The following is a 15426-nucleotide window of genomic DNA, read 5'->3' as shown; positions in this document are numbered from 1 at the left end:
TCCTCCTATTCTTTCATGGCCATTCTTCTATATGTATGCCTTATACCTCTTACGGCAATTGAATAAGCCGTAATATTTTCAGGTACTGCTACCCCTGTATAACCGGCATCGCCAATGTGGTGTATATCAGCTCCTGCCATTTTGCAGTTCAACGCAATGCTCCTTATTGTATTGATATCTGCGCCTTCTTGCGAAGTTCCGATTGTGGTCATAAGCATAGCACCTCTTTTATGCGCAATGTCTGCTATACTCTTCACAAATTCAACGGTTACTCCGGGAACTGTACCCGGCGCAGGCACCAATATTATGTCCGCGCCCGCATCTATGAAGCTCTCAACGTCCTTCTCGGACACGATTTTTTCTCCCATCTCCGAGCCGATACCAGCTCCATGCATCTTTCCAGCTGCCAGCGCAATACCGTCAGATAATTCTTCTCTAATAATCCTTATAGCTTTTAAGATGCTTTCGTTAGTTACCCCTGTTTTGGGGTTCCCTGTTAGGACTATCAAGGCAGCCCCCTGCTCATATGCAAGCCTTGCGTTTTCCCGGGTGGCTGTCCTGCCCGCTCCGATAGATACCCTTTCCCCTACAACGTTCCTTCCTTCATCAACAGGTTCAAGATTCACACCAACAGGGCGCCCTGCCAGTCTTTTCAGCCTCTGAACTGCTGTTTCCCCGGCTTCAGGCTTTATCCCAAATATATAAGGCTCAAGCACATCATATAAGTTCAAGATTATCAAATCGGCGCCAAAGGCAGCTGCAAGCTCTGCATTTGTCACATCATAAAACAAGGGCATCACCGGGCAGACAATCTCACAAGCCACAGTCCTGCCCTCAGAAGCCCTGATGCTATCCATGAGTTCTTTTCCATTAAGCTTTATCAACTGTGCTGGTCTTAAATCAAGTATCCTGTCACTCAATCCTCTCATCCCCCAATCTCTTTAAGAAACTGGCGCACTCCCCGTCAACTACTACGGTAACATCCTGGTGCAGCTGAAGTATGGATGCAGGTATTTCCGGTGTTATTCCTCCATACAATGCTTTACTTAATGATTCAGCTTTGCCGTACCCATTTGCAAGCAGCACCACCTTCCGAGCATGCATTATTGTCTTTATCCCCATACTTATCGCGAGCTTCGGTACTTCATCAATAGTTTCAAAAAAGCGGGCATTTGCGAGAATAGTCTCCTCATCAAGCTTCACCTCATGAGTTGTAGCCTCGAATTTGATATCAGGCTCATTAAAGCCTATGTGCCCGTTATTTCCTATTCCAAGCACCTGCAGGTCTATTCCACCCTTTGCTCTGATGTTTTCTTCAAAGCTCTTGCATTCCCTTTCAATATCTGAAGCCATACCATTAGGTATGAATATGTTTTCCTTTTTGATATTGATATGCCTAAAAAGGTTGTCGAACATGTAGTAATGATAGCTGTTAATGTTATCAGCTGATAAGCCTATGTATTCATCCAAATTGAAGGTTGTTATTTCTGAAAAGTCCAATCCATCCTCCAAGTGTATGCGAATAAGCTCCTTATACATCAGAAGAGGCGTACTGCCTGTTGCCAGACCAATTACGCTATTAGGCTTTACAAATATCTGCCCTGCCACTATTTTGGCTGCTCTTCCGCTCATTTCTTCATAATCCTTAGCAACTACTATTCTCATCTCTCAAACCTCTCATAAACTTTTTTACCCTTCACATATGTTGCGTATATGTTAAAATTCTCATCAAACAAAGTCAAATCAGCGTCTTTACCTATACTGATACTTCCTTTTGTGTCACTTATTTTTAATATTCTTGCAGGATTCTCAGTAACAGTCCTAACAGCCTCATTCAGACTCACTCCGGTATTTTTGATGAAGTTCTTCAAAGCCTTATTCAAGGTAAGAACACTGCCTGCCAGACTACCTGAAAGAAGCCTTGCCTCATCACCCTTTACCAATACCCTCTGCCCACCCAGGTCATACTCCCCTTCATCCAGGAGACATGCCTTCATTGCGTCAGTTACAAGTATTATCCCCTCTATTTTTTTAACCTTTAGAAGGATTCTCTGAACAGCGGGATTTACATGTATGTTGTCCGCAATAAGCTCACAGCTTGCAGAACTGTCCATAGCAGCACCTACGACACCTGGATTTCTATGGTGAAGCGGTGTCATGGCATTAAAAGTATGGGTAATGTGGCTTGCACCCTTCTGTATAGCCCTCATGGCCTGCTCATAATTTGCTTTTGTATGCCCTATGGCGACTACTATACCGTGTCTTACGCAGCTTTCAATAAACTCATCTGAACCTTCTTCCTCCGGTGCAATAGTTATTATCTTCATCACATCCGAAAACCCTTCAATACCGCTAAAATCAGGTTTTATTATATATTTTCCATTCTGTGCGCCCTTGTACTCATCACTTATAAATGGACCCTCCAGATGGCATCCAAGGATGGAAGCTCCAGGTTCATTATTCATAAGTTTCCTAATTCTTTCTATAGTTTCCTCAATTATTGAGAATTTCATTGTCATTGTAGTAGGTAAGAAAGCGGTCACCCCTGTAGATACAATGCTTTTGCTAATATTGGAAATACTGCTCCCATTATCATCCATAGTGTCGTTTCCCATACATCCATGGATATGAATGTCTATAAAACCCGGTGACAAGTATCTATTGCTAGCATCAATAACTTCTTCCAATTCGGATTCGTTTATTTTATAGTCTTCTGCTATTTCCACAATTCTCTCGTCAAATAATAATGTATGGTTTTTCAGAATTTTATTTTTCATAATTATATTAGCATTGACTATTGCCTTCATTTAATCACCCTTTACTGCCCATTGTATGAGCATTCATTTTTGATTGTTTTTTAAGCTTACTTGGCACCAATATCATTAATCAACATCAGGATTGCAGCCTTTGCATTGCCTTCTGCCCTTTCAAAAGCCTCCAGAGCTGCTTCTTCCTTACATCCGGCTGCATACATTATTATATCAATGGCACGCCTTTTCAGCTTCAAGTTTATAGGTTTTACATTTGCCATCAAATTTCCGTAGGTCTTGCCCAGTTTGACCATAGTGCATGAAGAAAGCATATTCAGTATCATTTTTTGTGCCGTTCCTGCCTTTAGCCTTGTAGAACCTTCAATAACTTCCGAACCTACATCCGAAACAATACATATATCTGCCGTCCTATTAAGCATTCCTGTACTTGAACAGCTTATGCCGATCGTACTGCAGCCAATATGTGAAGCGTATTCTAACCCTGATAGCACATATGGCGTGTTACCGCTGGCACTTACACCGACTATTACATCACAACTGCTGAGATTTCTGGACTTTAAATCTTTAGCTGCCAGTTCGCAATCATCTTCTGTTTCTTCTTTCCATCCGGCAACCGCTTCTACCCCACCCGATATTACACCAATGATCATATTATCATCCACACCGAAGGTAGGCGGGCATTCAGAAGCATCAATAACAGCAAGTTTACCGCTTGTACCGCTTCCAATATATAATACCCTTCCGCCCTTTTGCACTGTGCTCACCATTAAGTCTACTGCAGCTGCAACCGATTCGAGACAGCCTTCGACTACATTTGCAACTTTTTTATCTTCATTGTTGAAAATCTTAACCATTTCCTTTGTTGACAGCTTATCTATATTCTCAGTATCAGCATTGATCCGCACTGCAGCACCTCCTCTTTTTTAAAAACAAGGCGGCATAAGCCGCCCTGTTCGCAAGTCCATTACATTTTTATGGATTTCTTCATTTCGTCGGCAATCAATTCTGCTCTTGTTCCTACTACTACCTGGATGCTGTTTGCCTTTTTAAGTATTCCCTTTATGCCCATAGACTTAAGTGCACTCTCATCAATTGCATTGACATCCTTTACAGTCATTCTCAGTCTTGTTATGCAGGCATCCAATGTATCAATATTGGATTTACCTCCAAGTCTTTCCACCAGTTTAACGGAGAAGTCACTGATGTTCAAATCGACTGATGTACTTTCGTCCATATCTTCGTCAATTCTTCCCGGAGTAGGAATATCTAGTGCTTTTATAATCCAGACGAATAAGAAGTAGTAAATTACACCGAATATCAAACCTACCGGTATAATCATTATCGCTTTTGTTGCCAAACGCCAGTTGAGTAGATAGTCAATCGCACCGGCTGAGAAGCCAAACCCATGTAATATTCCCAAGGAATATGCTACAGCAAGGGCCAGACCTGTAAGTATTGCATGAAGCACATACAGAACCGGTGCCAGGAACATGAACATGAACTCCAATGGTTCAGTAATCCCTGTCAAGAAAGCAGTAAAAGCGACTGAGAACAATGCGCCTCCGATGGCTTTCCTATTTTCCGGCTTTGATGTTCTATATATTGCCAATGCAACTGCAGGCAGAGCAAACATGAATATTAGATAAAAGCCTGCCATGAAGCTGCCAGCTGTTGGATCTCCGTGGAAGAACCTGTTCAAATCCCCTGTCCAGACCTGGCCTGCTGCATCTGTATAGTTACCGAATACAAACCAGATGAAGGTGTTTAATACATGGTGCAGCCCCAGAGGTATAAGCAATCTATTGAGAAATCCAAATACAAATACTCCGACTGCTCCTGCTCCGATTATCCACTGACCCATAGAATTAATACCATTCTGTATCGGTGCCCATATTAGTCCGAAAATGCCTGCTAAAACCATCATAGCAGCGGAAGTAACTATGGGCACAAACCTTCTTCCTCCAAAGAAACCGAGAAACTCCGGCAGCTTGATATTATAGTATTTATTATAAAGTCCACCTGCAACCAGACCTGAGATAATACCTGCCAGAACACTCATGTTCAAATCCGGATTAATAGCCTTTAATCCATTGGTAAGCACAAGATATCCCACTGCACCTGACAAGCCCGCTGCTCCGGCGTTATCATGGGAGAAACCAACTGCAATACCTATTGCAAAGATCAGTGCCAGGTTGTCAAAGATAGCCCCGCCAGCCTTCGCCATGAATGGAATGTTTAATAGATCCGGCTGTCCAAACCTCAGCAATAGCGCTGCTGCTGGCAACACTGCTACAGGAAGCATCATGGCTTTTCCCAGCTTTTGTAATTGACTGAACTTGATTTTCATATAAAGCTAACCCCCTTTTTATCTTAACAATTGTGTTTTATACACAACTGTTAGCGCCTTAGTACAACCTCGAACTTATACTTGTCTCCTCTATATACTGCTTTTGTAAGCTCCATCGGTCTATCGCCCTCCAGATAAGTCTTCCTCGAAAACATCAGTGCAATAGATTTTTCCTGTACCTGCAGAATCTCACTTTCATATTCATCGAGGATTACCGCTTCTATGGTTTGATGCGCATAATCCATCTTGAGCCCGTATTCGCTGAGTAAAATATCATAAAGGGATTTTTTGTCTAGCTTTTCCATAGTTAAATCTTCACAAAGGCTGACAGGTAGGTACGCAGTTTCAATTGCGTAGGGTTCACCGGCGATCAGTCTCAGTCTTTTTATCTCAAATACTTCTTCTTTTTCCAGTAGATTCAGTACCTTTTGTATTTTCTTTGTAGCTGATTTTTTATGAAAGGAGATTATCCGTGTATCAACCTGAAGACCCTTTGCTTTCATATCTTCAGTAAAGCTCAATAATTTTGAGAGCTGGTAACCCTCTTTTGGTTTTGCTACAAAGGTTCCCTTTCCCTGCTCTCTGTACAGCAAGCCCTCATTGACAAGGTTGGTAATAGCCTTATTAACAGTCATCCTGCTTACCCCATGATACTCACAAAGCTCTCTCTCCGGGGGTATGGGATCATTAGGCTTGAGTTCTTCATTTTCAATCAGATCACAAATTATGTCCTTTAGCTGGTAATAAAGCGGCAGCGGTGAATTCTTATTTACTTTTTTCATAATTCCTCCTGAACATTTTTTTGCCCATGTACTATATCAATATGTTGTCATGTTGTATATACCAATTTTTATATTTATAATAACATTAACTCCAGTACACTTCAAGCCATAATTTACCATGATGGCAAAAAAAACACCAATAATTTCTTATTGATGTTTTTAAAGGTTTTGCTATTCGACTTTAGTAAGCAAATTCACCGGTCCCAGCTTCATATAAAAGTCATACACCTCTTCAAAGGTGAGTCCAAGCAGCCTGCCCAGATTCATGAATCTTGCAAACAATCTTATGTAGCTGTTTACAGAATCCACATAGTTGTCCCTGCGCACTGCGTCCTTAAGATCAGCTATCTCGTCATAAATGAAGCTGAATAATTTTATCAGGCTCTCTTCATGGGATGTGGAGTTCACTGTTTCAAGATTTATAATATTGAAGTCATGCATATTGCCTATAGAGAGCAGATATTTCAATGCTTCTATAAACCTGAACATGAGCCTTTCCTTAGGGATATCCTCTTTAGCTTTTGTATATTTATAGCATTTTGTCAGGTTTGCGATTTCTCCCAACTTTACCTGTAATGCGAGGAACCTCAGATCAAAAATATTCTCTTTTCCGAGCACGTCCTCATCTATCTTTGAATTCTCCCTTATATTGTTTTCCATTATCTCCTGTATTTTAAAGAGTTGTTGTAAATCCATAAAATCTCCTCCTTATATTCTGGTATTATTACCTGGTACTAATATATAGTATACATTACTTTTTCACTCAAGTAAATAGTAATAAAACGAAAACCGGAAGAGGTTATGAGATCTATGTTCTCAACTCCTCACTCCGGCTTTTTCTCTTCTATCAAACCCATATAATATTTATATAATTCTGTATATCCCTCGACTGTCAGACATCCGTTTTCATTAATGTCATACAGACCTCTGGCTTTATGTTCAAACCATCCATAATGATTATCTCTAAGAATAGCTGTGGTCTTCTTTTCATCAGTGCCAAGCTTCCTCAAGGTCTTTGGACTTAAGGGGCCGTATTTCATCAGACAGCAGGCTGTATGTATAGCCATTTCCTTATAAGCGGTCATAAGCTTTTTTCCCGTACTGCCTCCGGTGTTGAAATCCCCATACCTGGCATCAAATTCCTTTATGAGATTCTGCCTTTTCTTCTTGCTCTGCTTCTTGTTCTTGATCACATCAAATACCGCAGGCTCAAACACAACCTCGACACAGGAATAATCTTCTTTGAGGGACACAACCATGAGACCAAGCTGCAGCCTCTTAAGCAAATAGCTGAGGTTATTCCATCTTTTAGAGAAAAGCTCCCTGCCCGGTTTTGGCACAGCCACATACACCATGTCCGCGAGCTTTTGCCTTAAAGTAGCCTGCAGGATCACATCGAGATTCAGGCTTTTTTTCATCTCAACTACAAGAAGCTCTTCACCTTTTACTGCAGCTATGTCGCAGTGGCTGACCTCGCTGCGGACTTTATACCCCAAGCCGCTTAGGTATTCATATATTGGTTTGTATAGATCCTCCTCACGGAAGTCCTTTTTCTTTTTACTGTTCATGCACTCATCACACACCCTACAAAGATATCAAAAGCGGTACCAGTATAGGCACCAACAGTGACAGAACAACCCCCGCGATAAAGGAAACCACCGCAGTTCTGCTATCAGTAGCCCTGGATACAACGGCAAGAGAGGTATCCATTGCTGTAGCTCCGGCAGGTGCAATGCTCTCAAGCTTTCCTATGTACTTGGCTATAAAAGGTATTGCCATCAATGCAAAAATCTCTCTGCAGACATTAGTCACAAACGCCAATGCTCCTATTTCCGGGCTGTAGTCAGACAGTATTATTGCTGAGAGACTATACCAACCAAAACCTGCTCCTATTGCCCCCGCCTCATTGAAAGGAAGTCCTATGATGAAGCCTCCTGCAGCACTCCCTATTATGCTGCCCAGAGCTATCATTATGGGAATAAGCAGTATTCTGAGACCGCACGCTTTGATTTGATTTATAATATCCTTATTCCGGCCAATGTCTATTCCGACAAAAAACAGTAACGCACAGAGTCCAAAGTCAATTGTTATGCCTATGTATTGAACAAGCTGAGGAGGAAACAAAAATAGTCCGGCAATGATACCCGATGCAACAGCTGCAATTATCCCTGCATTCATATCATTCACTATCCTTTCGTCCTCGCTGTACAAAACCCGATACCAGCTTAACAAAAAACACACTGAAGGCTATTGCGAAAACAGCAAGTACAACTGCCTGGAAACCTAGCTTGTAGAACCCATTTATCACATCATCATTGACACCGATATTGACTCCCATTATGAAAAGCAAAAGCAGCAAGCTGATAAACTGAAGCTTGGACAGATTGACCGTAAAGCTTTCCGAAAGCTTCCCTCCCGCACCCAGCCATGCGCCAATAAAAATTATAGCTATATATAGAAATATCCTCACTTAAGTCCTCCCATTAGGTGTTCCTTAATAATATTACGTTAACATTATACAGGAATTCAGTAAGGTTAGTCAATGAAGCAACGGCTGTAAAAACGCCTGTCAAAGGTTTGACAGGCGTTTTGTCTCATTATTCATTATAAACTATACTATTGGTGCCAGCAGCATTACTCCCTCATTCTCCCGATATATATCGTTGAATTGAGTAATAGGCACCGGATTCCGTCCAATTCCTACCTCAAAGGTATATCCAGGTCTCCTATACTGCTCCACAAACCAATCCTTGTAACCGGCATAAGCTGCCGCATAAGGTACATCAGATATAGCATATCCGCTTATACTGGAAAAAAGTCTTGCTATCTCCAAAGCCCGGGGCGGTCTTATATCTCTATATAGCCAGTATATCACCCTTCCTTGAGTGTGGTAGGCAATAACCAGCTTGAAATTATGCTGCCGTGTGAAATTAACAACCGCCTGGGTCTCAGGCTCTGAAAGTGGTCTTGGTCCACCGTATCTGGTAGGCCCCGGTCCATCTATTCCAAGGGCTGGTTCTTGTGCTTTAGCCTCTTCCCATGATGCCGGATAATTACGATTCAAATCGACGCCTCTTATATTGGCCTTCCATACTTGAGAGAAGGGCAATCCTGTATCATTCCAGACAAGCAGCTGATTATAATATGGATTGTTCCTTTTTAGTCCCTCCAGTACCAGGTCAACTCCATCAGGATTAACCATAGGCATGATGTATATACTGCTTCTGCTCCAAATATCTCGAGTATTGTAGCCCCTAATTGGAGAGTTATTTGAATATCCTCGGGCGAAATTTTCTATGAACTTCATAAGAAGCGGAGTCGTTATCCACTCAAGAGCGTGGTGTGAACCGTTGTAAAATACCTCGACAGGCCCATTACCCAGTTTTATATAATATAGGTTTTTCCCTAGCACGCTTTTCCCTGCAATGCCCACCTCTATAAAGGGATACCTTGCCTTAAGCCCTCTTATATTCCTCTCCATCATTTCATAAGTATAGTCAATATCGGTAAAAACCACATCAATGCCATAGGGTACGGTGATTATCTGCCCCACCCTAAGCATTTTCGGGTCGATTCCCGGATTTGCTGTTAATACAGCATTAAGTGTGGTGTAAAACTTTCTGGATATATTGTAAAAAGTATCGCCCGGTTTGACGGTATATGTGGCATACCCTAACAGAAACTTCTCAAGCCTGCTCCAAGTCGATGGCCCAACAATCCCATCAGTCAAAAGTCCATTATCCAGCTGGAATTCCCTTACGGCTTCCCTTGTTTGCTGTCCAAAAACCCCGTCTACAACTCCGGGATTATAACCAATCCTTGCTAAAAGGCTTTGAATGAGCTTCACATTCGGACCTCGGGAGCCTAACGTCAATGTTTCCAAACTACCACCCCGTAAATTTAATCGCATATATCATATTATTCATAGGAAGAGGCAATTGTTACAGCAGCATATATATACAACTTATTGGAGCGTCGCTTGTTATTCTGAGGAAACCATGTTTTGCATAGATTATATTAATAAAGAAATAGGGAGGTCATTTCATGCTTATTCATGTGGTTAAACCAGGGGAAGCACTTTGGCAGATTTCTTCCTTCTACCGAGTCCCTGCCTCTAAGATAATAGATATTAATGAGCTGCCAAATGCGAATCTCTTGTTAATTGGTGAGGCATTGGTCATTCCAACAGAAGATACATTCCACACTGTGAAATCAGGTGAAACCCTATGGAAAATCGCACAAACCTACGGTACGTCAATACAGGCGATTGTACAGGCCAACCAGATAGCCAACCCGGCAAGTATTTATCCTGGTCTTACAATTTATATACCGGCACTTCGCCATATTGTTAAGCGAGGAGAGGCATTGTGGAGGATTGCCCAAATATATGGCACTACCGTACAAGACATATTGAAAGTGAACAACATAGATAATCCCAACCTCGTATATCCAGGTGCCGTACTGGTTATACCAAGGAAACGGAGGCCGGTGATTGAAGTAAATGGATACATTTATATACTGTCTGAAGCCGCAATTCCTATTGTAGCAGAGGATGCGGAGCACCTCACCTATTTAAGTCCTTTCGCTTACAGAATCCGAGAAGATGGCAATCTTCAGGCGATAAAGGATACAGAAGCAGTGAATACAGCAATTGCAGAAAATGTCACTCCAATAATGTGTATTACAAATTTCACCAGTACTGAATTGGGTGAGAACCTTGCACATATTATTCTGTCAAGCGTTGATATACAAAATCTACTGTTACAAAACGTAATTAATATAATGAGGAATAAGGGTTATAAAGCCCTAAACGTTGATTTCGAAAACGTACTTCCTGAAGACCGCGAGCTTTATAACCAATTCATGCAGCGCGCATCTGACAGTATGCATACTGCCGGATATTTAATTTCAAGTGCTCTGGCACCCAAGCTGAGTGCAGAACAGCATGGCTTGCTGTATACTGCTCATGATTATCCTGCTCATGGCAGAATTGCTGATTTTGTTGTATTGATGACCTATGAATGGGGCTGGCGCTTCGGACCGCCTCAAGCTATCTCGCCACTAAATCAGATAAAGCGTGTCCTTGACTATGCAGTTTCTGTTATGCCAAGAGATAAGATATTCTTCGGATTCCAAATATATGCAAGAGATTGGCTCCTTCCCCATGTTAAGGGGCAGGAGGCTGAAACCTTCAGCATGGAGGAAGCTATGGCAAGGGCAAGGCGGTATTACGCTACCATCCAGTATGATACCACAACAGAATCTCCATACTTCCGCTATACAGATGAGCAGGGAAGGATGCATGAAGTGTGGTTTGAAGATGCACGAAGCGCACAGGCAAAATTCAATGTAGTAAAAAGTTATAAGCTGAGAGGTGTGAGCTATTGGGCTCTGGGCTATCCATTCCCACAAAACTGGGCTCTGCTCGAGGATAATTTTACTATCAAAAAAAGGTAAAAAAGGCTTCTAATAAAGCACTTTAATAATTAAGGAAGCCTTTTATGAAACTCATTTACGGAAAGTGGTACACTAAGGAAATTTATACTTTCCTATTCGTTATAAAAATAAAGGCAGCTTGAAAAGCTGCCTTTATTCTTATCTTTTTTAATAATTCTTCAACTCGTCGGCACAGCAACAGCAGAAACTCTTGTCCCTGTACTCCCTTAAGTCCTTCGTAGATCCACAGAATACACAAGCAGGTGGGTATTTCCTCATTATTATTTTATTTCCCTCCAAGTGCATCTCCATGGCATCCCCTGCTCCCAAATCATATAGTCCTAACAACATATCGGGTAGTTTTACTCCACCAGCATTATCCAATTCGCTTATTATTCCGAAGGATTTCATGATAGCGTCCCCCCCACAGGTAAATTTAAGAAATAAACATATTCTTTTCTATAAGCAGCTAATTATTTTACCTATGTAAATATACTATTATTACGAAAAGTGCTTGTCAATTTTCAGCATATAAAGAGCATTATTTTGCATATATATAGCAAAAAAAGTGGAATTTTTACAATTCCACTTAATATAGCACCCTTTAGAATATTGTGCTGGATAATTAACTTATAACTGATATGCTTCGATCAATATTCAGCATGATTATAGTAAGTTTTACCTTAAACTATTTGCAGCTTTTGAGACATTCTCACTTCCCAGAATAGCCGAAGCAGCTGCTATACCGTCAACTCCTGCAGCTCTGACCGCAGAAGCATTTTTGACATTTACCCCGCCAATTCCTACCACTGGTATGCAAACAGCTTCTTTAATAATCTTCAATTGTTCAAGGTTTACATGCTCGGTGTTTCCTTTTGTAATCGTCGGAAAAAGGGCCCCTATTCCCAGATAGTCAGCTCCTTGCTTTTGGTAAGCAAGGGCCTCTTCAACACAATTAGCAGAAGCACCTATAATTTTATCAGGACCCATTAATTTTCTTGCAATTGGTACGGGTAAATCCTCCGGTCCGAGATGCACCCCATCAGCATTGACAGCCAAAGCGATATCAACTCTATCATTAATAATAAGAGGTATATTATATTTCCCTACTAACTCCTTTACTCTTATAGCCAGATTATAATAATCATACCCTGTTATATCTTTTTCTCTCAGTTGGACTAAAGTTACTCCACCCTGTATCGCAGCCTCGATGCTAACAAGCAGCTCCTTCCCACCCAATGCTTTTCTATCAGTTATCAGGTATAAGGAATAATCCACAAGTTCTTTATACAGCATTAATCTCACCTTCCCTTAAAAATGTGCTTTCATCCAGGTTATAGATATTATCGAAAAGCCTTGTTTTAAACATTCCTACCCCTTCATTTGGCAGCAAGCTGTCAAATGCGAGCCGGCCTGAAATCCCCATTGCCATGATACCACCAGCAGTACCTATCAGATAATCCTGTGTCACACTGCAGAACACACCAACCAGTGATGATATCATGCACCCTGTGCCTGTGATTCTTGATAGCATTTCATGACCATTATTTATGGTATAGGTGATTTTCCCATCAGACACTATATCCATCCGACCTGTGGCAGCAACAATACAATTCAATCTCCCGGCAAGCTCTTGAACAATCTCTTTCCCATTATCAACATCCAAATAAGAGTCTATTCCATAATTACAGCCATCAAAGCTAGCCAGGTGCACAATTTCAGAGAGGTTTCCTTTAATAACAGCCGGCTTGATATCTGCCAGCAGTTTGCTGCATATTTCCTTTCGAAAGTTCGTAGCACCTGCACCAACCGGATCAAATACTATTGGAATACCCAGCTCGTTGGCTTTTTCTCCCGCCAGAAGCATTGACCGGAAATTATTATGGTTAGGTGTCCCTATATTGAGCACTAATGCTTTTGATATTGCTACAACTTCGGAAACCTCAGCGGCGTCATTGGCCATTATCGGCGATCCTCCAATAGCCAGCACAATATTTGCACAATCATTCATAGTAACATAATTAGTTATATGATGTATTATAGGTCTGCTTTCTTTTATTGTCTTTAAGAGTTCTGATGCTTTTTGAATAGCTTCCATTTTTCAGTCAACCTCCAAGTAAGAGTATAAATCGTACCTGTTATTGCCATTACAGGAACCGTTGCACCTAGTACAAAGTCAATCTTTATGAATTGATAATATATAACAACCCCAAAAACCCAGACAAGAACAGCACCCCAGTTCACAAGCAGTCCTGCCTGGAGCTTTCTATTTTTTCTGATTACGAAATAATCAGTAAGCAGTATTGCAAAAAGAGGTGCAAAAACCGAACCGATTGCATATAAGAAGTTTTGATATTGCTCTATTGGTGCAGCTATCGCAATTAGCGTTCCTATTATTCCCATTGCTACTGCGGCTTTCCTCTCGTTCAACCTCGGAAATAGATTCAAAACTGACACCCCTGCTGAGTATGCATCAAGAAATGTTGTCGTTACAGTAGATAGAATAACTATTCCCAGAGCAGTGAGCCCTAAATTAGCAGCCAGCATCATTGCACCCGGATCAGCATTACCTGCAACAATTGCCGTACCTAGTCCGATCATATACATCCATGAGCTGCCTATAAAATATCCCAGGAAGCTGCCTATAACGCCATCTCTTTTTCTTTTTGCAAACCTCGTATAGTCAGCTATTAGCGGCAGCCATGAGAGAGGCATTATTACATTAAGCTCTATAGCCGCACCGAAAGATATCGCACCCTCTGAAGCTTTAGTAAACAACTCGCTGTTCTTGAAAACAACAGCACTCAGCAGGATTGTAAGCAGGAAGAGAAGGGTTACAGCAGCCAGATTCAGTTTCTTCCATCCTGTTTTGCCGAACAAAATCCATAAGCATATAAGTCCCCCTATTATAAGGCTCCATAAATTTATACCGTCATAGGACCATAGTGCTTTCGATATTTCATTCACTGACCTTGCACCGGATATTATCATAACTGCAGTCCAGCCAATCAGTTGGAGTACATTCAGTACCGAAAACAGGTATGCTCCGTATGTTCCAAAGGATATTCCGGTTGACATTATTGAAGGAAGTCTTTCTTCCGTACCTATTATCCCTCCGAGCACTAAAATTGTTGTTCCGATAAGATGCCCGATTATTATTGCGGTTAAGCCCAGCCTGAAGCCAAGGGGTGCAAGCAGCCCCCCTGTGAGTATCTCAGCTATTGAAATTGCTGCCCCAAACCATAGTGTAAAAAAACTAAGCATTGAAATATTATTGTTATCTTTACTCATATGAAATACCTGCCTTCTTATACAATGTGTAGAAATGATTTGTAGGCCCCACCCCTTTGCCTATGGACAAAGAATTTTCTATCGCAACTGTAATATATTCCTTTGCTTTCGTTATAGCTTCTTCAATTGAATAACCTATTGCCAGGTTGGAGGCAATTGCAGCTGACAGAGTGCACCCTGTTCCATGTGTATTTTTTGTATCGATTCTCCTGTTTTTCAAATAAGTGAAATTGATACCATCGAACAATATATCTGTTGCTTCATTCTCCAGGTGGCCGCCCTTAACCAATACATTCCTGGACCCCATTTTGTGAATCGCCCTTGCAGCTTTTTCCATTTCTGCAATGCTATTGATCTTTATGCCTGTAATCACTTCAGCCTCAGGAATGTTTGGGGTAACTACTGTTGCTAAAGGCAGCAATATGTCAACTAACGCTTTCATTGCTTCTGGCTGTAAGAGATGATATCCGCTTTTGGATACCATAACCGGATCTAAAACAATATTTGAAGGCTTATAGAAGCGAAGGCCTTCACCGATTGTATTTATGGTACTTATTTGGGATGCCATACCTATTTTCAAACCATCTACCCTTATGTCCTCAAATATTGCTTCTATCTGTTTGCTAATCAATTCAACTGAAATATCCTGCACTGCAAGAACACCTTGTGTATTTTGGGCAGTGACTGCAGTTATAACACTCATTCCATAAACCCCATGAGCAGAAAATGTTTTTAAATCCGCCTGTATTCCTGCGCCACCACTGCTGTCCGAGCCTGCTATAGTTAAAACGTTTTTCAT

17 protein-coding genes are annotated in these 15426 nt (G+C 41.3%); 1 reads left to right on the top strand and 16 read right to left on the bottom strand.

Translation table 11 applies throughout. From position 1 onward, the window contains the following. Positions 1-5: 5 nt before the first annotated feature. The 11 genes from VEB00_11790 to VEB00_11740 form a co-directional block, all read right to left on the bottom strand. Positions 6-857, bottom strand: a complete 852-nt coding sequence (locus VEB00_11790) for a haloacid dehalogenase-like hydrolase (GenBank protein ID HYF83696.1) — start codon at positions 855-857, stop codon at positions 6-8. A 55-nt stretch (positions 858-912) separates the two neighbouring features. After that, the gene (nagB, locus tag VEB00_11785; GenBank protein ID HYF83695.1) at positions 913-1665 is read right to left on the bottom strand and encodes a glucosamine-6-phosphate deaminase; all 753 of its coding nucleotides are present in this window, start codon (positions 1663-1665) and stop codon (positions 913-915) included. Beyond that, on the bottom strand, positions 1662-2807 hold the full coding sequence (nagA, locus tag VEB00_11780; protein HYF83694.1) for an N-acetylglucosamine-6-phosphate deacetylase: 1146 nt from the start codon (positions 2805-2807) through the stop codon (positions 1662-1664). The genes nagB and nagA overlap by 4 nt, the downstream gene beginning before the upstream one ends. A gap of 56 nt (positions 2808-2863) precedes the next feature. Then, entirely contained in the window at positions 2864-3676 is an 813-nt protein-coding gene (murQ, locus tag VEB00_11775; GenBank protein ID HYF83693.1) for an N-acetylmuramic acid 6-phosphate etherase, read from the bottom strand. Between the two features lie 59 nt (positions 3677-3735). Next, positions 3736-5118: an N-acetylglucosamine-specific PTS transporter subunit IIBC gene (gene nagE / locus VEB00_11770; protein ID HYF83692.1), complete on the bottom strand. Its 1383-nt coding sequence runs from the start codon at positions 5116-5118 to the stop codon at positions 3736-3738. A 50-nt stretch (positions 5119-5168) separates the two neighbouring features. Next, positions 5169-5900, bottom strand: coding sequence for a GntR family transcriptional regulator (locus VEB00_11765; GenBank protein HYF83691.1), 732 nt, complete (start codon positions 5898-5900; stop codon positions 5169-5171). A gap of 171 nt (positions 5901-6071) precedes the next feature. Further along, positions 6072-6596 (bottom strand): dUTP diphosphatase, encoded by a 525-nt coding sequence (locus tag VEB00_11760; GenBank protein ID HYF83690.1) that lies wholly within the window; start codon positions 6594-6596, stop codon positions 6072-6074. Between the two features lie 128 nt (positions 6597-6724). After that, on the bottom strand, positions 6725-7468 hold the full coding sequence (locus tag VEB00_11755) for a DUF2161 family putative PD-(D/E)XK-type phosphodiesterase (GenBank protein HYF83689.1): 744 nt from the start codon (positions 7466-7468) through the stop codon (positions 6725-6727). A 16-nt stretch (positions 7469-7484) separates the two neighbouring features. Continuing rightward, the gene (locus tag VEB00_11750; protein ID HYF83688.1) at positions 7485-8078 is read right to left on the bottom strand and encodes a lysine exporter LysO family protein; all 594 of its coding nucleotides are present in this window, start codon (positions 8076-8078) and stop codon (positions 7485-7487) included. 1 nt (position 8079) lies between these two features. Beyond that, entirely contained in the window at positions 8080-8370 is a 291-nt protein-coding gene (locus tag VEB00_11745) for a LysO family transporter (GenBank protein HYF83687.1), read from the bottom strand. A 141-nt stretch (positions 8371-8511) separates the two neighbouring features. Continuing rightward, positions 8512-9783, bottom strand: a complete 1272-nt coding sequence (locus tag VEB00_11740) for a M14 family metallopeptidase (GenBank protein HYF83686.1) — start codon at positions 9781-9783, stop codon at positions 8512-8514. 161 nt (positions 9784-9944) lie between these two features. Between VEB00_11740 and VEB00_11735 the strand changes: the two genes are divergently transcribed. Next, the gene (locus tag VEB00_11735) at positions 9945-11357 is read left to right on the top strand and encodes a LysM peptidoglycan-binding domain-containing protein (GenBank protein ID HYF83685.1); all 1413 of its coding nucleotides are present in this window, start codon (positions 9945-9947) and stop codon (positions 11355-11357) included. A 147-nt stretch (positions 11358-11504) separates the two neighbouring features. Here VEB00_11735 and VEB00_11730 read toward each other — a convergent pair whose 3' ends face one another. From VEB00_11730 to thiD, 5 genes are all read right to left on the bottom strand, one after another. After that, positions 11505-11747, bottom strand: a complete 243-nt coding sequence (locus tag VEB00_11730) for an AbrB/MazE/SpoVT family DNA-binding domain-containing protein (GenBank protein HYF83684.1) — start codon at positions 11745-11747, stop codon at positions 11505-11507. 267 nt (positions 11748-12014) lie between these two features. Further along, complete coding sequence (gene thiE / locus VEB00_11725; protein ID HYF83683.1) at positions 12015-12632, bottom strand: thiamine phosphate synthase; 618 nt, start codon at positions 12630-12632, stop codon at positions 12015-12017. Continuing rightward, positions 12622-13434 carry a hydroxyethylthiazole kinase gene (thiM, locus tag VEB00_11720; GenBank protein HYF83682.1) on the bottom strand — a complete coding sequence of 271 codons (813 nt, stop codon included), beginning with the start codon at positions 13432-13434 and terminating at the stop codon, positions 12622-12624. Before thiM ends, thiE begins: the two co-directional genes overlap by 11 nt. After that, positions 13401-14627, bottom strand: a complete 1227-nt coding sequence (cytX, locus tag VEB00_11715) for a putative hydroxymethylpyrimidine transporter CytX (protein HYF83681.1) — start codon at positions 14625-14627, stop codon at positions 13401-13403. The genes thiM and cytX overlap by 34 nt, the downstream gene beginning before the upstream one ends. After that, the gene (thiD, locus tag VEB00_11710) at positions 14620-15426 is read right to left on the bottom strand and encodes a bifunctional hydroxymethylpyrimidine kinase/phosphomethylpyrimidine kinase (protein HYF83680.1); all 807 of its coding nucleotides are present in this window, start codon (positions 15424-15426) and stop codon (positions 14620-14622) included. Before thiD ends, cytX begins: the two co-directional genes overlap by 8 nt.

Source organism: Clostridia bacterium, assembly GCA_035628995.1.
Lineage (GTDB): Bacteria > Bacillota > Clostridia > Lutisporales > Lutisporaceae > BRH-c25.
Note: the sequence above shows the minus strand (reverse complement) of the source record. Positions and strands in the feature narration are given on the sequence as shown.